20 protein-coding genes and 1 rRNA gene are annotated in these 21530 nt (G+C 70.1%); 16 read left to right on the top strand and 5 right to left on the bottom strand.

From position 1 onward, the window contains the following. From rrf to EFK10_RS44240, 9 genes are all read left to right on the top strand, one after another. A 5S ribosomal RNA gene (rrf, locus tag EFK10_RS44280) occupies positions 1–94 on the top strand; the annotation flags it as partial. 76 nt (positions 95–170) lie between these two features. Beyond that, positions 171–818 carry an HAD family hydrolase gene (locus EFK10_RS44275; protein ID WP_127361283.1) on the top strand — a complete coding sequence of 216 codons (648 nt, stop codon included), beginning with the start codon at positions 171–173 and terminating at the stop codon, positions 816–818. Positions 819–879: 61 nt separating this feature from the next. Further along, a complete protein-coding gene (locus EFK10_RS44270) occupies positions 880–2100 on the top strand; it encodes an MFS transporter (RefSeq protein WP_127361282.1) in 1221 nt (406 codons plus the stop codon). Continuing rightward, the gene (locus EFK10_RS44265) at positions 2069–3247 is read left to right on the top strand and encodes an acetoin utilization protein AcuC (RefSeq protein ID WP_127361281.1); all 1179 of its coding nucleotides are present in this window, start codon (positions 2069–2071) and stop codon (positions 3245–3247) included. Before EFK10_RS44270 ends, EFK10_RS44265 begins: the two co-directional genes overlap by 32 nt. 243 nt (positions 3248–3490) lie before the next feature. After that, positions 3491–4306 (top strand): phosphatase, encoded by an 816-nt coding sequence (locus EFK10_RS44260; protein WP_127361280.1) that lies wholly within the window; start codon positions 3491–3493, stop codon positions 4304–4306. Between the two features lie 127 nt (positions 4307–4433). Beyond that, a complete protein-coding gene (locus EFK10_RS44255; protein WP_164836433.1) occupies positions 4434–4646 on the top strand; it encodes a helix-turn-helix domain-containing protein in 213 nt (70 codons plus the stop codon). A 126-nt stretch (positions 4647–4772) separates the two neighbouring features. Next, the gene (locus EFK10_RS44250; RefSeq protein ID WP_003948845.1) at positions 4773–4871 is read left to right on the top strand and encodes a 30S ribosomal protein bS22; all 99 of its coding nucleotides are present in this window, start codon (positions 4773–4775) and stop codon (positions 4869–4871) included. A gap of 194 nt (positions 4872–5065) precedes the next feature. After that, positions 5066–6109 (top strand): NAD-dependent epimerase/dehydratase family protein, encoded by a 1044-nt coding sequence (locus EFK10_RS44245; protein WP_127361279.1) that lies wholly within the window; start codon positions 5066–5068, stop codon positions 6107–6109. A gap of 26 nt (positions 6110–6135) precedes the next feature. After that, positions 6136–7281: a lysophospholipid acyltransferase family protein gene (locus EFK10_RS44240; RefSeq protein ID WP_127361278.1), complete on the top strand. Its 1146-nt coding sequence runs from the start codon at positions 6136–6138 to the stop codon at positions 7279–7281. A gap of 81 nt (positions 7282–7362) precedes the next feature. Here EFK10_RS44240 and EFK10_RS48270 read toward each other — a convergent pair whose 3' ends face one another. The 3 genes from EFK10_RS48270 to EFK10_RS44225 form a co-directional block, all read right to left on the bottom strand. Continuing rightward, the gene (locus EFK10_RS48270) at positions 7363–8535 is read right to left on the bottom strand and encodes a DUF5667 domain-containing protein (protein WP_164836431.1); all 1173 of its coding nucleotides are present in this window, start codon (positions 8533–8535) and stop codon (positions 7363–7365) included. A 201-nt stretch (positions 8536–8736) separates the two neighbouring features. Further along, positions 8737–9534, bottom strand: coding sequence for an ECF subfamily RNA polymerase sigma factor, BldN family (locus EFK10_RS44230; protein ID WP_127361277.1), 798 nt, complete (start codon positions 9532–9534; stop codon positions 8737–8739). Between the two features lie 344 nt (positions 9535–9878). Then, entirely contained in the window at positions 9879–10817 is a 939-nt protein-coding gene (locus EFK10_RS44225) for an HAD family hydrolase (RefSeq protein WP_127361276.1), read from the bottom strand. A 127-nt stretch (positions 10818–10944) separates the two neighbouring features. On the opposite strand from EFK10_RS44225, the gene EFK10_RS44220 reads away from it, so the two are divergent. The 7 genes from EFK10_RS44220 to hemB all read left to right on the top strand — a co-directional run bounded on the left by EFK10_RS44220 (position 10945) and on the right by hemB (position 18436). After that, positions 10945–11190, top strand: a complete 246-nt coding sequence (locus EFK10_RS44220) for a glutaredoxin family protein (protein WP_127361275.1) — start codon at positions 10945–10947, stop codon at positions 11188–11190. A 149-nt stretch (positions 11191–11339) separates the two neighbouring features. Further along, positions 11340–12035: a 3'-5' exonuclease gene (locus EFK10_RS44215; RefSeq protein WP_240677853.1), complete on the top strand. Its 696-nt coding sequence runs from the start codon at positions 11340–11342 to the stop codon at positions 12033–12035. Positions 12036–12166: 131 nt separating this feature from the next. Then, positions 12167–12943, top strand: coding sequence for a redox-sensing transcriptional repressor Rex (locus tag EFK10_RS44210; protein ID WP_127361273.1), 777 nt, complete (start codon positions 12167–12169; stop codon positions 12941–12943). After that, positions 12940–14283 carry a glutamyl-tRNA reductase gene (locus EFK10_RS44205; protein ID WP_127361272.1) on the top strand — a complete coding sequence of 448 codons (1344 nt, stop codon included), beginning with the start codon at positions 12940–12942 and terminating at the stop codon, positions 14281–14283. The genes EFK10_RS44210 and EFK10_RS44205 overlap by 4 nt, the downstream gene beginning before the upstream one ends. Further along, positions 14280–15248 carry a hydroxymethylbilane synthase gene (gene hemC / locus EFK10_RS44200; protein ID WP_127361271.1) on the top strand — a complete coding sequence of 323 codons (969 nt, stop codon included), beginning with the start codon at positions 14280–14282 and terminating at the stop codon, positions 15246–15248. The genes EFK10_RS44205 and hemC overlap by 4 nt, the downstream gene beginning before the upstream one ends. Beyond that, a complete protein-coding gene (locus EFK10_RS44195; protein WP_127361270.1) occupies positions 15245–16888 on the top strand; it encodes a bifunctional uroporphyrinogen-III C-methyltransferase/uroporphyrinogen-III synthase in 1644 nt (547 codons plus the stop codon). The genes hemC and EFK10_RS44195 overlap by 4 nt, the downstream gene beginning before the upstream one ends. A gap of 552 nt (positions 16889–17440) precedes the next feature. Continuing rightward, on the top strand, positions 17441–18436 hold the full coding sequence (gene hemB, locus EFK10_RS44190; protein ID WP_127361269.1) for a porphobilinogen synthase: 996 nt from the start codon (positions 17441–17443) through the stop codon (positions 18434–18436). 409 nt (positions 18437–18845) lie between these two features. Here the strand turns inward: hemB and EFK10_RS44185 are convergent, their stop codons facing one another. Both EFK10_RS44185 and argS read right to left on the bottom strand, forming a co-directional pair. Beyond that, complete coding sequence (locus EFK10_RS44185) at positions 18846–19628, bottom strand: DUF4253 domain-containing protein (protein ID WP_127361268.1); 783 nt, start codon at positions 19626–19628, stop codon at positions 18846–18848. Positions 19629–19681: 53 nt separating this feature from the next. Beyond that, on the bottom strand, positions 19682–21427 hold the full coding sequence (gene argS, locus EFK10_RS44180; RefSeq protein ID WP_127361267.1) for an arginine--tRNA ligase: 1746 nt from the start codon (positions 21425–21427) through the stop codon (positions 19682–19684). Positions 21428–21530: the final 103 nt, after the last annotated feature.

Here is a 21530-nt window from a genome sequence, read left to right as displayed (position 1 = left end):
AACGCCCGGTTACATTCCGAACCCGGAAGCTAAGCCTTTCAGCGCCGATGGTACTGCAGGGGGGACCCTGTGGGAGAGTAGGACGCCGCCGAACAATCATTAGCCTCAGCCCCTGAGCCTTGCGCTCGGGGGCTGAGGCTTTTTTGCGTTGTGGAGATTAGAGTTGGCGGGTGCGCTATGACCTGGTGATCTTCGACAACGACGGTGTCCTGGTGGACAGCGAGCCCATCTCCAACCGGATGCTCGCCGAGTATCTGACGGAGCTGGGGCACCCCACCACGTACGAGGATTCGATACGGGACTTCATGGGCTCGGCGATGCACCGGGTCCATGACGTGGTCGTCGAGCGGACCGGGCGGCGGTTGCCGGCGGACTTCGATGACACCTTTCATCAGAGGGTTTTTGAGGCGTTCCGGCGGGAGTTGAAGCCTGTGCCCGGCGTGGCGGCCGTCCTGGAGAAGCTTGAGGCGGAGGGGATTCCGTACTGCGTCGCGTCGTCCGGGAGCCATGAGCGGATCAGGGTGGGGCTCCGGACGACGGGGTTGTACGAGCGCTTCACGGAGGAGCGGATCTTCAGCTCGCAGGATGTGGGGCGTGGGAAGCCGGCGCCGGATCTCTTCCTTCATGCGGCGCGGGTGATGGGGTTCGCGCCGGAGCGGTGTGCGGTGGTGGAGGACAGTCCGCTCGGGGTGGAGGCCGCGGTGGCGGCGGGGATGGATGTGTACGGGTTCATTGCCATGACGCCGCCGGGCAAGCTGGCGGGGGCGCGGACGCTGTTCGCGGATATGGCGGAGCTGCCCGGCGTGCTCTTCAGCTGATACGAACTGTTGACCGGGGCTATCTACCGACGCGTAGCTTCCGGCCCTACGCTGCACGCTCATGGACGGCATAGACGGCAGATTGCGGCATGGGCGGGCCTCGTTGGCCGTCAGTTTCTTCGCGCAGGGTGTGGTTTTCGCTCTGCTGGTGACCCGGATCCCGGCGCTGCAGGACCGTTACGGGGTCAGTGACGGGATGCTGCCGCTCTTCCTTGCCGCTGTGCCGATCCTGGCCGGGGTCGGCAGCGTGACGACGGAGCATGTGCTGAAGCGGGTCCGGCCGTCGGTGGTGCTGAGGTGGGTTCAGCCGGCGGTGTGTCTGGCGCTGGTGGGTGCGGGGTCGGGCGACCGGTTGTGGGAGCTGGCGGTGTCGCTGGCGGTGTTCGGGATCTGCGTCGGCGGGCTGGACGCGTCGATGAATGTGCTGGGGGTGAGCCTGCAGCACGCGTACGGGCGCAGCATCATGCTGGGCTTCCACGCGACGTACAGCCTGGGCGGGATTCTGGGGGCGTCGCTGGCTTGGGTGGGGGCGCACTGGCATCTGTCGCTCGTGGTGTTGTACGGGCCGGTTGCGGCGGTGCTGATTCCGGTGGTGCTGGTCGCCAGCCGTTGGTACGTCGACCAGGAGCAGGGCCAGGTCCCGGGGGCGAAGGGCGAGGGGGCCGGGACGGCGGCGCCGGTGCCGGTGGCGATGAAGCTGTTGCTGCCGCTGTGCATGGTGATGGCCTTCGCGTACATCGGGGATTCGACGGTCTCCAACTGGAGCCCGAAGTACCTGCAGGATGTGCTGGGCAGCTCGGACCAGCTTTCTACGGTTCCGTACAACGTCTACATGGTCACGACGCTGCTCGGCCGTGCCCTGGGGGACTTCGGGGTGCGGCGCTTCGGGGCGGCGGCGGTGGTCAGGGCGGGCTCGCTGCTGGCGATGGGCGGGTTCGCGGTGGTGGCGGCCGCGCCAGGGGCGTGGGTGGGGATTCTGGGCTTCACGATCCTCGGGTTCGGGCTGTGTGTGATCGTGCCGCAGACCTTCGCCGCCGCCGGCCGGCTCTTCCCGGGGGCTTCGGACGCGGCGATCGCGCGGCTGAACGTCTTCAATTACGTCGGCTTTCTGATCGGCTCACCGCTGGTGGGGGCGCTGGGCGACGTGTGGAGTTACCGCGGGGCGATGCTGGTCCCGATGGTGCTCGTGGGCGCCACGCTTCTGTATGCCCGCTCGTTCGATGCGGACCCGGCCAGATACGGTGTCGGCCATGAGCGGCCGCGCACAGCTGATGTGGGATGAGCAGGTAACGGGCTATAACTTCGGCCCCGGTCACCCGATGGATCCGGTGCGACTCGCACTGACCATCGGGCTGATCCGGGAGTTCGGCCTGGACCGGGCCGAGGGCGTCACGGTCACGGCGGCCCCCGAGGCGGGGGACTCGACGCTGGGGCTGGTGCACCGGCCGGATTACGTGGCCGCGGTGCGGCGGGCGTCGGAGGATCCGAGTGCCGCGGAGATCGAGTACGGGATCGGTACGCCGGACAACCCGGCGTTCGAGGGCATGCACGATGCGGCGGCGCTCATCGCGGGGCAGTCCGTGGGCGCGGCCGAGGCCGTGTGGCGCGGGGAGGCGACGCACGCCGTGAACTTCGCGGGGGGCCTCCACCACGCGATGCCGGGGACGGCTTCCGGCTTCTGTGTGTACAACGACGCGGCGTTGGCGGTCGCCCGGCTGCTGGAACTGGGCGCGGAGCGGGTCGTGTACGTGGACGTGGACGTGCACCACGGCGACGGTGTGCAGGCGATCTTCTGGGACGACCCGCGCGTGCTCACGATCTCGCTGCACGAACACCCGCGCACCCTCTTCCCGCAGACCGGCTGGCCGGAGGAGACCGGTGGGCCGGAGGCGGAGGGCTCGGCGGTCAATGTCGCGCTGCCGGCCGGGACGGGTGACGCGGGATGGCTGCGGGCGTTCCACGCGGTGGTGCCGGAGCTGGTGGCGGCGTTCCGGCCGCAGGCGCTGGTGACGCAGCATGGCGCCGATACGCACTTCGAGGACCCGTTGGCCCATCTGGCGGTAAGCCTGGACGCGCAGCGGGCGGTGGCCGAGGCCTGCCATGACCTCGCGCATGAGCATGCGGAGGGGCGGTGGGTCGCCCTGGGCGGGGGCGGCTACGAGGTCGTCGATGTGGTGCCGCGTACGTGGACGCATCTGGTGGCGTTCGCGGCGGGGCGGCCGATCGCGCCGGAGGCGGAGACGCCGGAGGGGTGGCGGCACGAGGTGTACCGGCGGACGCGGAGGCTGGCGCCGCTGCGGATGACGGACGGGCGGGATGCGGCTTGGCGGGGGTTCGATGACGCGGGGTATGACCCGGCGGATCGGTTGGACCAGGCGGTGCTTGCGACTCGGCGGGCGGTGTTCCCGTCGCACGGGTTGTTGCCGTAGGGGGTTTTTCTCCCCCATTCCGCCCCAATTCCGCCCCTTCCCGAAACCAGCGGGCTCTCCCCCAAAGCTTCGTTTGGGTGGGGTTACCCCCTCTGGGGGAGTGCCCCCACCCCCTGGACCCTCCCCCAGAGGGGGTAACCCCCAAGTCCTCATTCGCCGGACGGGCTGGACTGGGACGACACGTTCGGGTTGATTTCGGTCGTTCCGGCCCAGCACAGGCCCGTATAGCGAGAGCATCGCGCCGTGCTGAGTGTCGGCGCGCTGCGCGCGCACCTGCTGGCGGCCCGGTTGGCGGGGCCGATCGCTACGTTGCGGGAGAAGAGCCTGCGGAGCTATCGGCTGTTCGCGGCGGGGGATCCGCGGCAGATGCTGGGGCTGGATCCGGAGCGGGCATGGACGGTGGGGGAGTTGCTGCGGTTGATGGCGGAACGGTGTGGCGTATCGCCTGATCCGGCACACACCTCGGGGCACGATGTGATCGACCCGGACCGTACGGTGGCGGCACTTGACGCGTTCGCGGACCGGATCCGATCGGCGGCGGACCACAGGGAACCCGTGCTGCTCGGGACGGGACATCCGCAACGGCTGCATGGTTTCTACGCCGCATTGGCGGGAGCGTTGTCGGCGGCGGGGTGTCCGGTTCTCACACCATCGCATGGTCGATGTATCGACATGCCGACGCAATTCGGTCTACGCCGCCACTATCTGCGGTACGTAGGCGGAGTCGCGGTCGTGTGTGCCACGCCCACCATCGCGCCCGGGCGTGAGCCGGGGGTGCACACGCACTCCCCCCTCCCGGTTCGCGCCGCGCTCGCCGGGGCGGGCGGACGCGGACGGCGGTTGCCGCGCCTCGTGGTGGGGGACCACGGATGGGTATGCGGGGCAGGTCAGCTGGGCATTGAGGCGATCGGACTGGCTGATTCCGACGATCCTGCGGTGTTCGTGGCGCAGGCGGAGGGCCGGATGTCGGTCGTGGTTCCGCTTGATGACGCTGTGCGGTCCGATTACTACCGACCGCTTACGCGCTATGTACTCAATCGAGCGTGTCTGTCACAGTAGTGAACCGATCGCTACTCCTCTTCCCCACTTGCATCACCCGCACCTAGTCTGGGGAGGAGCGCACGTGCGAGCAGGAGCGCCGGAGGGGAAGCCGGTGTCCGACATGTGCGGAAGGTTCAGGTGTGTCATGGCTTCTAGCGACAGGCCTCTCAACGAGGTCGTTTTCCTGACTGTGGCGGAGGTCGCCGCGGTGATGCGAGTTTCCAAGATGACCGTGTACCGACTGGTGCACAGCGGTCATCTGCCGGCCATCCGGGTGGGCAGGTCCTTCCGGGTACCGGAGCAGGCCGTCCATGACTATCTTCGCGAGTCCTACGTGGGGGTGGGGGAATCTGCCTGACAGCGGTCTGCACGGCCTTCGTACTGCCCGGTTTAGGCTCCCCGCTTCGGGGCGGGTAGGCTTGGCCGACGTAGGTCGTGTGGGCTCGGACGCCCCGCACCGAGTGGAAACGAAGCGAGGGTAGTCGTGGGCTCTGTCATCAAGAAGCGGCGCAAGCGTATGGCCAAGAAGAAGCACCGCAAGCTGCTGAAGCGGACGCGTGTGCAGCGTCGCAACAAGAAGTAAGCGAGCTACGCGTATCGCTTTCCCTGCCCTCTCGTCACCGCATCCGCGGAGGCGGGAGGGCAGCGGCGTCTTCCGGCCATGTCCTTTATTTCCCCGATGTTCGTAGGCTCGGACGTCATCACAGCGCAACATCAACCCGATACGGTGCGTACACAGCAATCGCACAGCCAGCACAGCCAGGGGAGGCACGGATCTTGGGCAAGGTGGTGCTCGTCACCGGAGTCGCCCGGCAGCTCTCCGGAAGGCTCGTACGGCGCGTCATGCGCGAGCCGGACGTCGACCGGGTGATCGGCGTCGACGCCGTGCCGCCGGAGCATCATCTGGGCGGCGCCGAGTTCGTACGGGCCGATATCCGCCACCCGATGATCGCCAGAGTGCTCGCCGAGCACGGCGTCGACACGGTTCTCCACATGGACGTCAGCGGCACGCTGCCCGGCAAGGGCGGCCGCGCGGCGGTCAAGGAGACCAACGTCATCGGCACGATGCAGCTGCTCGGCGCGTGCCAGAAGGCACCGACCGTACGGCGGCTGGTGGTGAAGTCCACGACCAGCGTGTACGGGTCGGCGCCACGCGACCCGGCGGTCTTCACCGAGACGATGCCGCCCAAGTCGCTGCCCAGGGGCGGCTTCGCCAAGGACGCGGTCGAGGTCGAGGGGTACGTACGAGGCTTCGCGCGCCGCCGCCCGGATGTGGCGGTGGCGGTGCTGCGGTTCGCAAACATCCTTGGGCCGCGGACGGATACGCCGCTGTCGGAGTACTTCGCGCTGCCGGTGCTGCCGACGGTCTTCGGCTATGACCCGAGGCTGCAGTTCGTCCACGAGGACGACGTCATCGATGTGCTGCTGCTCGCGCTGCGGGACCCGGCGCGCGGCACGCTCAACAGCGGGACGTTCAATGTGGCGGGGGACGGGGTACTGCTGCTGTCGCAGACCGCGCGGCGGCTCGGCAAACCGACGGTGCCGGTGCTGTTGCCGGCGGTGACGTGGGTGGCGCAGACGCTGCGCACGGCGGGGATCACGGACTTCTCGCCCGAGCAGATCAGGCTGCTGACACACGGCCGGGTGGTGGACACGACGCAGATGCGTGAGACGCTCGGATTCACACCGAAGTTCACCACCGCCGGTGCCTTCTGCGACTTCGCGCGCAGCCGCGGACCAGGTCTGCTGCCGCCCGAACGGCTGGCCCGTGGCGTCGACCGGCTGGCCGCGCTGGTGCCCACGGGCGGTGACCAGACGTGAGTGCCCAAACGAGGAGGAGCCGAGCCATGGCGGACGCCAAGGTCATCCCGTTCGATGAGGACACCCGTTCGCGCCGGGGCACACCGCGTCCCCGAGGCCGGGCCCGCACAAAGGGTGACACGGGTCCGGGCAGTCCGGCGGTGCCGCCTCCGCTCAGTGCCGTACCGCAGACCCAGGCCGGTGGCGGTGGCCAGGACGGGCAGGAGGACCCGGCTCCGGTGTCCGCCGAGCCCCAGGAGGCCCCGGGCGGCTCGGCGGCGCAGCCGTCGCTGCCCGCGTCCGTCGAGGCGCTTACGGACGCCCTCGGGGGCTTTGCCGACCGACTGCTGGGTGGCCTCTGGGACCGCAAGGTCGCGCACGGCCTGGCCTTCCTGCGGCGCCGCGTCACCGGCGACTACGAGGTCGACGACTTCGGCTACGACCAGGAGCTCACCGACCAGGTGCTGATGTCGCTGCTGCGGCCGCTGTACGACCAGTACTTCCGGGTCGAGGTCAAGGGCATCGAGAACATCCCGGACGAGGGCGGCGCCCTGGTCGTCTCCAACCACTCCGGCACGCTGCCGATGGACGGCCTGATGATGCAGGTCGCCGTACACGACCACCACCCGGCGGGGCGGCACCTGCGGCTGCTCGCCGCGGACCTGGTGTTCGTGCTGCCGGTCGTCAACGAGCTTGCGCGCAAGGCCGGCCACACGCTTGCCTGCGCGGAGGACGCGCAACGGCTGCTGGAGCGCGGCGAGGTCGTCGGCGTCATGCCCGAGGGCTTCAAGGGCCTCGGCAAGCCCTTCTCCGAGCGCTACAAGCTGCAGCGCTTCGGGCGGGGCGGGTTTGTCGCCACGGCCCTCAAGACCGGCGTGCCGATCGTGCCGTGCTCCATCGTGGGCGCGGAGGAGATCTACCCCATGGTCGGCAACGCCAAGACCGTCGCCAGGCTGCTGGGCTTTCCCTACTTCCCGGTGACGCCCACCTTCCCCTGGCTGGGGCCGCTGGGGATGGTGCCGCTGCCGACGAAGTGGACGATCCAGTTCGGCGAGCCGATCCCGACGGACTGCTATGCGCCGGAGGCGGCGGACGACCCGATGCTGGTGTTCAACCTGACGGATCAGGTGCGCGAGACGATCCAGCACACCCTCTACAAGCTGCTGGTGCAGCGGCGTTCGGTGTTCTTCTAGGCACTCCTTGGGGCCCCTCTTGCGAAGCAACAAGGCGGCGGGCGGAGCTGATTCTCAGCTCCGCCCGCCGCCTTGTTGCTGCTAGTCGTCCTCGGCCGCCAGGCCCAGGCCCGGTAGGAGGCCGGGGAGGAGCGGGGGGAGGGTGACGGAGGGTTGGGTGGAGTCGGCGGAGCTGGAGGGGGAGTTACTGGGGGTGGAGGTGGAGCCGCCGTCGACGAGGCCGCCGATGAGGTTGTTGTCGGAGGAGGTGCCGGAGGAGGAGGGGCTGGACTTGCCGGATCCGGTGGATTTGCCGGTGGCGGAGCCCGTGACCGAGGGCGCCGGTTTGCCGGAGGTGCCGGAACGGGTGCCGTTGGGGGGGCCGTTGCGGTTGTCGGCGGTGCCGCCGGTGGACGGGGGGAGCAGCTTCTGGAGCGGGCCGACTTCCTGCTCTATGGCGTCGAAGACGGAGTTGACCCGGTTACCGACGTCCGTGAGCCTGGAGGGGAGGCGGTTGCGCAGCTCGGTCCAGCCTTGGCGGTGGCTGGAGGAGAAGGCGGAGAGCGCCTCGATCGGCTGCAGGGAGCCGTCCCTGCGGTAGGCGGCGCTGAGCAGGCGGTGGCCCTCGGAGGCCTCCTGCTGCATGCCGGACAGGGCCTTGCCGATCTCGCCGACCGACGCGTCGTCGAGACTGCCGTTCCTGCCGCGCTCCATGAGGCGGCGGGCCTCCTGGAAGCGGGTGGAGGCGAGGTCGAGGTAGACCTTGCCCCGGGCGGCGTCGTTGTCGGCCAAATTGAGCCGCATGTCCTCCATGCCGCGCTTGAGGCCGTAGAGCGTATCGCCGGGCAGCGCGTCGGTGCTGGCTGCCGCGACGCCGCCGAGGGCGCCGGCGGCGACGCCGACCGACAGTCCGCCGGCGGCGAGCCGGCGGCCCCAGCGGGAGCTGGGTTTGTAGCGGTGGGCACCGTTGCGGGTGCTGCTGCTGCCGCGCTGCTCGGGCACCTTGAGGGTGCCGTCGGCGAGCGCCGCCTCCATGGCGGCGATCAGCTGGGCGCGCTGCTCGATCTTCTTCGCGGGGTCCAGCGTTGGCCGGGGTACGTCCTCAAGGGCGTCCGCCAGGGCCAGCATTCGGCCCTGGTCCGGGTCGGCATGCCGGTCCGCCGCATGAGCGGCATGAGCACCGTGCTGCTGCTCGCCGACCGCCTGGGGACCGGCGTCCTCCAGGGCCTCGGCGAAGGCGTTCGCCCGCCGGTGCGCTGTTGGGTTCGCGATCACGGGCGGCACCTCCTCTCGTCATTCACACTCGACTCCCCGAAGCGCCCGGAAGGTTGCGTTCCTTGAGCCTGTCCACCCGATCGAGTGACCGGAAGCGAGCAGGGCACCGCAGTGGGGGGTCTGCATTTGATGCAACGAGTGCCGTACGAGTTGGGTTACGCAGTCATGATGATCGGATCGTGCGGATTCGCGCAACGGATCTCACCGGGCGTCTTCGGGGAGCAGTCGGGCCAGTGTGCGCACCGCGCGGTACTGGAGGGTCTTGATCGCGCCCTCGTTCTTGCCCATGACTCGGGCGGTCTCGGCGACCGAAAGGCCCTGGAGGAAGCGGAGCGTGACGCACTCCTGCTGCTGGGGGTTGAGCTTGCGGACGGCCTTGAGCAGTGACTCGTTGGAGAGCGCCTCCAGGACGGAGTCCTCGGGGCTGCGCTCGACCTCGTTGGCGTCGAGCATTTCGCCGGTGACGACTTCGAGGCGGAAACGGCTCGACTTGAAGTGGTCGGCGACCAGATTGCGGGCGATGGTGACCAGCCAGGCGCCGAAGTCGCGGCCCTGCCAGGTGAAGGTCCCGATACGGCGAAGGGCGCGCAGAAAGGTCTCGCTTGTGAGGTCCTCGGCGGTGGCCTTGCCGTTCACGCGGTAGTAGATGTAGCGGTACACCGTGTCGGAGTAGTGGTCGTACAGTCGGCCGAAGGCCTCGGTCTCGCCGGCCTGGGCTCGTTCGACCAGGTCCATCATGCGGCCGCTGTCGCTGTCGGCGGCGGGGCGGCGGGACGCGGAGTTGGCGCCCTGGGCTTGTGTGTTGTGCCGGGTGGTGCGGCGGCCGACGGCGGTGCCCGCCTCGGCCATGGCGTAGAGCGGACCGTAAGCGGAACCGGCGGGCACGGGCGTGGCGAGGGCGGGCATGGCGTACGTGGGGACAAGGGCGCGCAGGTGGTCGGCCACCAGTGCGCGCAACGTAGCCAAGCCAGAGGCGTCAACCCCGGTGTGTGGGTACACGGGACTCCCAGAGGCAGAACTTCCATCACGTGCAGTACGGAACCGTTCACCCGTCGTAGCGACGCGTGGGAACCGGATTGCGTCTGAGGAGAATAACGCTTCGTGCAGGAGACGCTACACCGAGTCGCTGAAATCGCCGATTCCGCCCACTCTCTGGCGGATTGGTGACCACTCAATTATCGAACGTGAAAACGGAATTGACCATATGGGGTCGTGAAATGCTCGCGTGGAGTGCGTGTTGTGGCTGTGTGACACAGCGGGGACTGGGGTGGGCCCAGAGGGGGAAGACCGAAGGGATGGGCTCGGCCGGCCTGCCGTGACCGGTGTCGTGACCGCGCGTGTCCCTAGCGGCGGCGGCGTTGCAGGGCCACGGCGGCCGCCGCGCCCCCGGCCACGGCGCCGACTCCGGCGGCCGCGGGGATGCCGATTTTCGCCGCCTTGCGGCCCGTCCGGTAGTCGCGCAGCCGCCAGTCTTCGCGGCGGGCGTGCTTGCGCAGCCGGGCGTCAGGATTGATCGCGTACGGATGTCCGACCAAAGAGAGCATCGGGATGTCGTTCGACGAATCGCTGTACGCGGCGCAGCGCGAGAGTTCGAGTCCCTCGGCGACGGCCAGCGCCTTGACGGCCTCGGCCTTGGAGGGGCCGTGCAGCGGTTCGCCGACCAGGCGGCCGGTGTAGACGCCGTTGATGTGCTCGGCGACGGTGCCCAGTGCGCCGGTGAGGCCGAGGCGGCGGGCGATGATCGTGGCGGTCTCGACGGGGGCGGCGGTGACCAGCCAGACCCGCTGGCCGGCGTCCAGGTGGGCCTGGGCGAGGGCGCGGGTGCCGGGCCAGATCTTGCCGGCCATGTACTCGTCGTAGATCTCCTCGCCGATGGACATGAGTTCCTCGACGCGGTGCCCCTTGACGATCGACAGGGCGCTGTCGCGCGCCTCCTGCATGTGCTCGGGGTCCTCGGAGCCGGCCATCCGGAAGTACGCCTGCTGCCAGGCGAAGCGGACCAGGTCGCGCTTGTGGAAAAACTTCCGCTTGTACAGGCCCCGGCCGAAGTGGAAGAGGGCCGCGCCCTGCATCACCGTGTTGTCGAGGTCGAAGAAGGCGGCGGCGTGCGGGTCCCCGACGACGGGGAACTCCGGCGGTGCGGCGGGCACGCCTTCTTCCGCGGGTTCCGCCTGCTTGGGCAGCGGAGCCGCGAGGGCGGCCTCGGCCGCGGCCTCGCCTGCCAGGACGCTGCGCGCGGTCGCGGAGCGCCTACGGGGGGTGAGCCATCGCAGAGCGGCCATGTGGCGAGCATAGTCAGTCTGTTCAGCAGTCCCGATGCGGGCATGGAGCGGTCGGGTGAACTCCTTGCGACGGATCTGTTACTCCGGGCCAGCGGTGGGCCGGAACCCGAGCGGGCCCGGGGGCACAATGGCGGGCATGAGGACTGTGACGCTCATCGGCAAACCCGGCTGCCATCTGTGCGACGACGCACGCGTGGTGATCGAGAAAGTCGCCGCGGAGCTGGGAGCGGCGGTGGAGGAGCGCGACATCAACCAGGACGAGGAGCTGTACCGCGCGTACTGGGAACAGATCCCCGTCGTCCTGGTGGACGGCGAACAGCACACCTTCTGGCGGGTGGACGAGGGCCGGCTGAGGCGCGCGCTGGGCGGCTGAGCCGGGCCGCGTGGCCCCCGGTGGGCGAAATGGTCACGTTCCTTTCCGCCCGTGGCTTCGATTACCATCGAGGTCGTTTTGCAGAAGTTCTGCAGCGGGGGTGCGTGTCTAAGGATGGTGACGGCGTGCTCCCGGGCAGGTTTCAGGGGGTGCACGGGGGTTTCGCCGTGGTGGACCTTGAGGCGACCGGGTCCAGTTCGCGGCGCAATCGCGTGGTCGAGGTGGCGGTGGTGCTCCTCGACGCCGAACTGACCGTGGAGGGCGAGTTCTCCACCCTGGTCGACCCCGAGGGCCCGGTGGGGCCGACTCATATCCACGGCATCGAGCACCACCATGTGCTGGCTGCCCGAGCCCCGCGTTTCGCGCAGATCGCGCCGCAACTGCTGAGGCTGCTGTGCGGCAGGGTGCTGGTGGGGCACAACGTGGGCTGCGACCGGGCGTTTCTGGCCGCCGAGTACGCCCGTATCGGCGTCGAATTCCCCGCCGTACCGGAGATGTGCACGATGCGCATGGCGGCGCTGCGCGGCGCCCTGCCCGGAGCCCTGAGCCTGCGGGCCTGCGCCCAGGCGGCCGGGGTCACCGGCTGGTCCGCGCACACCGCGCTGGGTGACGCGCGGGCCACGGCGCGGCTGTTCACGCGGTATGTGACCGAGCCGGTGGAGCGGCACTCGCACGCGCGTCAGCCGTACGCGGTGGGAGCGGTCGTGAAGGCGGCGGCGCTGGACTGGCCGCAGATGGCAGCGGTCGAGGCACCATGGGTGGGACGCCGGAGCACGGAGGTGGCGCGCAGCAGGAACGTTCCGGCGCAGAAAATTGTCTCTTATGTCGGAAATGAGAGCGCGTGATGCCGGTCACTTCCCCCGGGCAAATCGGACACCATCTTTGTGCACGCGTTCACAAAGACATAGATTGGCGTACACGGGGCGACCATAGGGACTGTGGCGCCTGTCGTCCACGCTCTACCCGCAGGAGCATCGTGGCAACTGGCCGAACTCACCGACCGGCGACCCGCAGCCGAGGGATCCCCGAGGCCACCGTCGCCCGTCTTCCGCTGTACCTGCGGGCTCTGACCGCGCTCTCCGAGCGCTCGGTGCCCACCGTGTCGTCCGAGGAACTCGCGGCGGCCGCCGGGGTCAACTCCGCCAAGCTCCGCAAGGACTTCTCGTACCTCGGTTCCTACGGAACCCGGGGCGTCGGCTATGACGTCGAGTACCTCGTGTACCAGATCTCCCGCGAACTGGGCCTGACCCAGGACTGGCCCGTCGTGATCGTCGGCATGGGTAACCTCGGCGCCGCCCTCGCCAACTACGGCGGCTTCGCCTCCCGCGGCTTCCGTATCGCCGCGCTCATCGACGCCGACGCGCACCTCGCCGGAAGGCTCATCGCCGGACTGCCCGTACGGCACGCCGACGAGCTGGAGGACATCGTCGAGGACAACCAGGTGTCCATCGGCGTGATCACCACCCCGGCCGGAGCCGCCCAGGAGGTCTGCGACCGCCTTGTCGCCGCCGGGGTCACCTCGATCCTCAATTTCGCGCCCACCGTGCTGACCGTGCCCGACGGCGTGGACGTACGGAAGGTCGACCTCTCCATCGAGCTGCAGATCCTCGCCTTCCACGAGCAGCGCAAGGCCGGCGAGGAGCTGAGCGAGGCCGTCGATTCGGTCACGCCGCCGGTCGCCGCGAAGACCGTACGTGGCGGGATCAAGCGTCCGGGATCTGACGGGGACCTCCCCGCCGTGATGCCGGCATGAGTCTTCTCGTGGTCGGTCTGAGCCACCGCAGCGCCCCGGTCAGCATGCTGGAACGGGCGGCGCTCGCCGACGAGACCAGGATCAAGCTGCTGCACGAGACGGTCGCCGCCGAGCCGGCCGCCGAGGCCGCGGTGCTCACCACCTGCAACCGCATCGAGCTCTACGCGGACGTGGACAAGTTCCACGCCGGGGTCGCCGAGCTGTCCACGCTCCTCGCGGCACACAGCGAGGTGCCGCTGGAGGAGCTCACCCCTTATCTGTACGTGCACTACGAGGACCGGGCCGTCCACCACCTCTTCTCGGTGGCCTGCGGACTGGACTCCATGGTCGTCGGCGAGGGCCAGATCATCGGCCAGATCAAGGACACCCTCAGCGTCGGCCAGGAGCAGCACACGGCGGGGCGGCTGCTCAACGACCTGTTCCAGCAGGCGCTGCGGGTCGGCAAGCGCGCCCACTCCGAGACCGGCATCGACCGGGCCGGCCAGTCGCTGGTCAGCTTCGGCTTCGACCAGCTCGCCCAGGCCATCGGCGGCGTCGACACCTTCGACAGCTGGGCCAAGGGCAAGCGCGCCCTGGTCGTCGGCGCCGGATCCATGAGCTCGCTGGCCGCCAACACCCTGGCCCGCGCCGGCGTCAGCGAGATCGTCGTCGCCAACCGAACCCACGACCGCGCCGCCCGCCTCGCGCAGGCGGTCGGCGGCCGGGCGGTACGGATGGACGACCTGGCCGCCGAGCTGCCGCACGCCGACATCGTGGTCTCCTGTACCGGCGCGACCGGGCAGGTCATCGCCGCCGAGACGGTCGCCCGCGCGCTGCTCTCCCGTACGGCCTCCGCGCCCATCGGCCTGCTCGACCTGGCGATGCCGCGCGACACCGACCCCGTGGTAGGGACGCTGGACGGCGCCCACCTGGTCGACCTGGAGACCATCGGCACGGCCGCGCAGGACGCGCCCATGGCCGCCGATGTCGACAGGGTCCGCAAAATCGTCTCCGCCGAGGTCGCGGCTTTCGGCGCCGCCCAGCGCGCCGCGCACATCACGCCGACCGTGATCGCACTGCGTGCCATGGCCGCCGAGCTGGTCGCCACCGAACTCGCCCGCCTCGAAGGCCGGGTCCCGAACCTGGACGAACGCGAGCGGGCCGAGGTCACCCAGACTGTGCGCCGCGTCGTCGACAAGCTCCTGCACGCGCCCACCGTGCGGGTCAAGCAGCTCGCGGGCGAACCCGGCGGCGCCGGGTACGCGGACGCGCTGCGCGAACTGTTCGACCTCGACCCGCAGGCGGTCGCCGCCGTCAGCCGGGCCGACGAAACGGCTGAACCGAATCGAGGGCGGGCATGAGTAGCCCGAACGCACTGAAACTGGGCACCAGGCGCAGCGCCCTGGCCATGGCGCAGTCCGGCCAGGTCGCGCAGCAGGTCCGAGAGCTGACCGGGCGGGACGTCGAGCTGGTGGAGATCACCACGTACGGCGACACCTCGCGCGCGCACCTGTCGCAGATCGGGGGCACCGGGGTCTTCGTGTCGGCGCTGCGTGACGCGATGCTCGCCGGTGAGATCGACTTCGCGGTCCACTCGCTCAAGGATCTGCCGACCGCCGACCCCGAGGGGCTGACGGTGGCCGCCATCCCGGTCCGCGAGGACCCCAGGGACGCGCTGGTGGCGCGCGACGGGCTGACCTTCGAGCAGCTCGCCGCCTCGCCGCGCAGGGCGAAGATCGGTACCGGTTCGCCGCGCCGGCTGGCACAGCTGAACCACTGGGCTCGGCAGCACGGCCTCGCGATCGAGACGGTGCCGATTCGTGGCAACGTCGACACCCGGATCGGATATGTTGCCTCGGGCGACCTGGACGCCGTTGTCCTCGCCGCCGCCGGGCTGAGCCGGCTCGGCCGTTTGGCCGAGGCGACCCAGCTGATACCCGCCGACGCCGTACTGCCTGCCCCCGGCCAGGGGGCGTTGGCCATCGAATGCTCTGCGAAATCCGCAGAGCTGGCCTCCGTGCTCGCCGAGCTCGACGACCCGTTCACCCGGGCCGCCGTGACCGCCGAGCGCGCACTGCTCGCCGCCCTCGAGGCCGGCTGCTCCGCCCCTGTGGGCGCGCTAGCCGACCTTGTGGCCGACGGGCAGGTTTCCGAGCTGCGCCTGCGCGGCGTCGTCGGCACGACCGACGGCACGTCGCTGGTACAGATGTCCACCACCGGTGCCACCCCTGCCTCTCGCGAGGACGCCGCGGCACTCGGCCGCGAACTCGCCGCCGAGATGCTCGCCAAGGGTGCGGCCGGTCTTATGGGGGAGCGCGAACTTTGAGCCCCACCGCCGCCGCGGCGACCACGACCTCCGGGACCAAGAGTCCCGCCTGCGGACACGTCACCTTCCTCGGTGCCGGACCGGGAGATCCCGGACTGCTGACCCTACGGGCAGTCGAGGCTCTGGCCGGCGCCGATCTGCTGATCGCCGACCCGCACGTCCTCGACGTCGTACGCGCGCACGCCAGGGCAGGCGTGGACACGGCCGAACCCACGCCCGGCGAGGGCGCGATGGACGCGTCCGCCGTCGCTACCCAGCTTTTCATGGCGTCCGCGCGCACCGGCAAGCGGGTCGTCCGTGCGATCGCAGGCGACCCCGGCCTCGACGGCGGCGCCGCCGAGGAGATGCTCGCCTGCGCCCGCGCCGGCATCCCCTTCGAGGTGGTGCCGGGCGTCGCCGCGGCCGTGGGTGTCCCGGCGTACGCCGGTGTCCCGCTGAGCGGCGACGTACGTTTCCTCGACGCGTCCAGCGCGGGCTCGCGGAGCTGGACCGAGGCGGGCGCGAGTGACGCCACGCTGGTCGTCTCCACGACCCTGCAGACCGTAGCCGCCGCCGCAGCCGAGCTGGTCTCCGCCGGGCGTAAGCCCGACACCCCGCTGTCGGTGACCGTCGCCGGGACCACGACCCGGCAGCGTACGTGGACCGCCACGCTCGCAAGCATCGCCGCCGAGCTCAAGGCCACCAAGGCCCTCCCCACGCCCGAGGGGCCGATCGCGGCGATAGCCGTCGTCGGCGAGCGGACCGTGGAGCGGCGCGAGCAGCTCTCCTGGTTCGAGACCAAGCCGCTCTTCGGGTGGAAGGTCCTCGTCCCGAGGACCAAGGAGCAGGCCGCGTCCCTGTCGGACCAGCTCCGGTCCTACGGCGCCGTGCCGCAAGAGGTGCCGACGATCGCCGTTGAACCGCCGCGTACGCCGCAGCAGATGGAGCGGGCCGTGAAGGGGCTCGTGACGGGGCGCTATGAGTGGATCGCTTTCACGTCGGTGAATGCCGTCAAGGCGGTGCGCGAGAAGTTCGAGGAGTACGGGCTCGACGCGCGCGCCTTCGCCGGGATAAAGGTCGCCGCGGTGGGCGAGTCGACGGCGAAGTCGCTGGTCGAGTTCGGCGTCAAGCCGGACCTCGTGCCGAGTGGTGAGCAGTCGGCGGCGGGGCTGCTGGAGGACTGGCCTCCTTACGACCCCGTTTTCGATCCGATCGACCGGGTGTTCCTTCCGCGCGCCGACATCGCGACCGAAACGCTGGTCGCGGGGCTCGTCGAGCTCGGGTGGGAGGTCGACGACGTCACCGCCTACCGCACGGTGCGGGCGTCGCCGCCGCCGGCGGACACGCGCGAGGCGATCAAGGGTGGCGGGTTCGACGCGGTGCTGTTCACTTCGTCGAGTACGGTGCGGAATCTGGTCGGTATCGCGGGTAAGCCGCACAATGTGACCGTCATTGCGTGCATCGGTCCTGCGACCGCGAAGACGGCGGAGGAGCATGGGCTGCGGGTTGACGTGATGTCGCCGGAGCCGTCCGTGGAGGCGCTCGCCCAGGCCCTCGCGGACTTCGGCACCCGGCGCCGTGACTCCGCCGTCGCCGCCGGCGACCCCGTCACCCGCCCCAGCGAACGCCGCCCCGGCTCCCGGCGCCGCGCCCGCGTCTGACTGCATCGGGCGGTTGACCCCCGCCCCTTCCCGAAACCAGGACCCCCACCCCCAGATCCTCCCCCAGCGTCGCCGGGGGCACCCCCAGGTCCTCAAACGCCGGACGGGCTGGTTCTAAGCGGCCACGGACCGGCACCGAACAACGCACGCGTCCGGGGTCCAGGGGCAGCGCCCCTGGTTTCGGGAAGGGGCGGGGTGGGGGAAAGCTCACCGGCCACGGGCCCGCGCCCAGCCGACGACACCAGGCACGGGGCGGTGCCCCCGGCACGGCGGAGGGGGCACTCTCCCCCAGACTCCGTCCGGGGGTACCCCCACCAGCCTTCGGCCGGTGGGGGTACCCCCGGCGAAGCCAGGGGGAGGACCCCCACCCAGACGGAGTCTGGGGGAGAGTTCGGCGCAGCCGGGCGAAGCCCGAGAGGCTCCCCTGGGGCCGAGCGGTGCGAGCACGGCGTGAAGGATCGGACCCGGCACGGCGTCGGCAAAAGGGCGGGTAGGACGGGCGTACCGTGGGATGACAGGGAAGCGTGGTGTGAGGCAGAGGTAGGCGGAGCGATGGGCAGCGGGTACGGCGAGTTTCCGGGGGCGCGGCCGAGGCGGTTGCGGGTGGGCCCGGCGATGCGGCGGATGGTGGCGGAGACGCGGCTGCATCCGGCGGAGCTGATCCTGCCGATGTTCGTGCGGGAGGGCGTGAGCGAGCCCGTGCCGATCAGCGCGATGCCGGGGGTCGTACAGCACTCGAGGGACACGCTGCGGAAGGCGGCCGCGGAGGCGGCCGAGGCGGGCGTGGGCGGGCTCATGCTGTTCGGGGTGCCGGAGGATGCGAAGAAGGATGCCGTGGGTACGCCGGGGACGGACCCGGACGGGATCCTGCAGGTGGCGATCCGGGATGTCATCAGCGAGGTCGGCGACGCGATCGTGGTCATGTCCGACCTCTGCCTGGACGAGCACACCGACCACGGCCACTGCGGCGTACTGGATGCCGCCGGCCGGGTCGACAATGACGCGACGCTGCTCCGGTACGCCGAGATGGCCCGGGTCCAGGCGGACGCGGGCGCCCATGTGGTCGGCCCGAGCGGCATGATGGACGGCCAGGTCCGGGTGATCCGGGAGGCACTGGACGGCGCCGGATACCAGGACGTGAGCATCCTCGCGTACACCGCGAAGTACGCGTCGGCTTTCTACGGGCCCTTCCGGGAGGCCGTCGGGTCGTCGCTGCAGGGCGACCGGAAGACGTATCAGCAGGACCCGGCGAACCTCCGGGAGTCGATGCGCGAGCTGGCCCTGGATCTGGCCGAGGGCGCGGACATGGTGATGGTGAAGCCCGCGATGCCGTATCTGGACGTGCTGGCGAAGGTCGCGGAGTCGGTGGACGTGCCGGTGGCGGCCTACCAGATCAGCGGGGAGTACTCGATGATCGAGGCGGCCGCCGCCAACGGCTGGATCGACCGTGACCGGGCGATCATGGAGACACTGACGGGCATCCGCCGCGCCGGCGCGAACATGATCCTGACCTACTGGGCGACCGAGGTCGCCCGGCGGCTCGGCTGAAGCGCTAGGGCCTGTCCGGCCGATCTCCGTGGGAGAAGGAGCGGCCCGCCGCGCCAGCGGCTGATGTCCGCAGCGGCACCTGCGATCGCAAGGCGCTGGGGGCACCCCCGGACGGAGTCTGGGGGAGAGTGCCCTCGATGGGGGTCCCCCCTGCTCGAGCGAAGCCGAGAGCTTGGGGGTGGGGGTACCTCCCGGCCGAAGGCTGGGGGAGAGCTACTAGGGCATTTCGGCAACGCCGCGAGCGCTGGTGCCTGTGGGCACTCTCCCCCGGACTCCGTCCGGGGGGACCCCCACCAGCCTTCGGCCGGTGGGGGTCCCCCCGGCGAAGCCAGGGGGAGGACCCCCACCCAGCCGCCAGGCTGGGGGAGGCACGCGACGCCACGGAGATCAGCCGGACAGGCCCTAAAGCTCAGTCCCACCAGAAGCGCCAGAAGTCCTTCCCCAGGACGGCGTGTTCGGCGTAGGCGCGCAGGGTGTCGTAATCCCGGTCGCCCTGGGTGATGTTGTCGGGGCAGAAGGAGTAGTGCTCGGCGGCGACGGCCTCGGCGTCGTCCAGGGTCTTCGGTGGGGCGCCGACGGAGACGACGAGCTGGTCGAAGCCGATGGCGACGACGCGTATGCCGAAGCGGTCCTCCCAGGAGCGCAGGACGGCGGAGAGCCGGGCGACGTCGTTCTCGTGGTTGACGGGGCCGTACCAGCCGAGGGCGGCGGGTATGTCGGCGCTGCGGCGGGCGTGGACCAGGGCCGGGCGGAGGTCGCTGGACCACTTGTCCCGGACGAGGGCGGCCGCGATCTCCGTTGCCCTGGCGTCGGGTTCGGTGCCGGCGGCCGGCTGCTGAGCCGGCGCCAGGCCGGGCCAGTCCTCGTCCACGAAGTCCTCGTCGTACTCCCACAGCTCGGCCAGGACATCGTCGGGATCGTGTTCGCCGGGGTAGGACATCGCGTCGGGGTCGAGCCCCCACTCCTCCAGCGGCTGGTCCTCGAGGTCGACCAGCACCGGCTGGAGCCCGGCGGCCATCCGCGCGGGCAGCAGCCGCGACCAGGAATCGGGGGCGGCCGGCTCGTCCGCGTACCAGAGCAGGGCGGGCTGCTCGGGGGTGTCGAGGACGCTGCCGGGCGGCAGTTGGAGCCCGAGGGAGTGGCCGGTCGGGTCATCGGCCAGCTGGGGCAGGGGGTTGGGAAGCATCGCCATACCGCATGACTGTAGGGCGGGCCACTGACAACGGCGGCCCGCCCCCCCAGGCCCTAGAGCTGCTCGGGCGTGCGGATACCCAGCAGCGTCATGCCCTGCCGCAGGGTGCGGCCGGTGAGGTCGGCGAGGAAGAGCCGGTTCTCGACGGTCTCGGGGGTGTCGGCCTTCAGGACCGGGCACTGCTCGTAGAAGGTCGCGAGGGCGGACGCCACCGAGTAGAGGTACGAGGCCAGCTTGTGCGGCTCGTACGTCTCCGCGACACCGGCGAGGGTGTTGCCGAACTCGTCGAGCAGCAGCCCGAGGGCCCGCTCGGCGGGCGCCAGCGGCAGCTCCGGGTGCGCCGCCGGCTTCGCGTCCCCCGCCTTGCGGAGGATCGACCGGATACGGGCGTAGGCGTACTGGAGGTAGACGCTGGTGTCGCCGGTGAGCGAGACCATCCGGTCGAGGTCGAAGACGTAGTCCCGGCCGAGCGAGGTGGACAGGTCGGCGTACTTGATCGCGCCGATGCCGACCTCGGCGGCGCGCGCCGCGACCACTTCCTCGGACAGCTCCTCGTTCTTCGCCCGGATGACGACGGCCGCCCGCTGGACCGCCTCGTCCAGCAGGTCCTCCAGCTTGGTGGAGACACCCTCACGGGTCTTCAGCGGCTTGCCGTCCTTGCCCAGCACTGTGCCGAAGGGCAGGTGTTTGACGGTGACCTCGTCGGTGAGCCAGCCGATCCGCCGCGCGGCCTCGAAGACCATCTTGAAGTGCAGGGCCTGCCGCGCGTCGACGACATAGAGCAGGGTGTCGGCGTGCAGGTCGGCTGTCCGGTTGCGGATCGCGGACAGGTCGGTGGCGGCGTAGCCGAAGCCGCCGTCCGCCTTCTGGACGATCAGCGGGACCGGCTCGCCGTCCTTGCCCTTGATGTCGTCGAAGAACACGCACAGCGCGCCGTTGGAGCGCACAGCGACGCCGGACTCCTCCAGCAGCGTGCAGGTCTCGATGAGCATGTCGTTGTAGCCGGACTCGCCGACGATGTCCTCGTCACGGATGGCGATGTCCAGCTTGTCGTACACCGAGTAGAAGTAGATCTTCGACTCATCGACGAACCGCTGCCACAGCGCCAGCGTCTCGGGATCGCCGGCCTGGAGGTCGACGACCCGCTTGCGGCTGCGGGTCTTGAAGTCCTCGTCCGCGTCGAACAGCTTCCGCGACGCCTTGTAGACACGGTCCAGGCGGGACATCGACTCCTCGCCCGCCGCCGTCTCGCCGGCTTCGTGGTCCAGCTCGTGCGGGTGCTCGATCAGATACTGGACGAGCATGCCGAACTGGGTGCCCCAGTCGCCGATGTGGTGCCGCCGGATCACCTTTTCGCCCTCGAACTCGAGGATCTTGGTGATCGCGTCACCGATCACGGACGACCGCAGGTGGCCGACGTGCATTTCCTTCGCCACGTTCGGCTGCGCGTAGTCGACCACGGTGGTGCCGGGGTCGGCCTTCAGGGGCACGCCGAGCCGGTCGTCGGCGGCGCGGGCGGCGAGCGTCCGGGTGATCGCGGCGTCGCTGACCGTGATGTTGAGGAAGCCGGGGCCCGAGACCTCGATGGCGGCGATCAGGCCGTCGTCGTCGCCAGTGGGGAGGGCTTCCACGACCTGGGCGGCGACCTCACGCGGATTGGCCTTGTTCCGCTTGGCCAGACCCAGTACTCCATTGGCCTGGAAGTCGGCCCGGTCGCTACGTCGCAGCAGCGGGTCGGCACCGAGGGCGTCAGCGACGCGCTGCTGGATCGAGGCGGAAAGGGAAGGGACCGAGGCCATGGGATGGATGCCGTTCCTGAGAGGGGGCTGAGATCGATTCTCAGTATCCCACGCGGCTACCACCCAATATTCTCTGGGACAATTGGTGGGTACCCGCTAGGGC

Origin of the sequence: Streptomyces soli, assembly GCF_003999195.1 — a bacterium.
In the GTDB taxonomy this organism is placed as follows: domain Bacteria; phylum Actinomycetota; class Actinomycetes; order Streptomycetales; family Streptomycetaceae; genus Actinacidiphila; species Actinacidiphila soli.
This window is presented reverse-complemented; position numbering and strand designations above follow the sequence as displayed.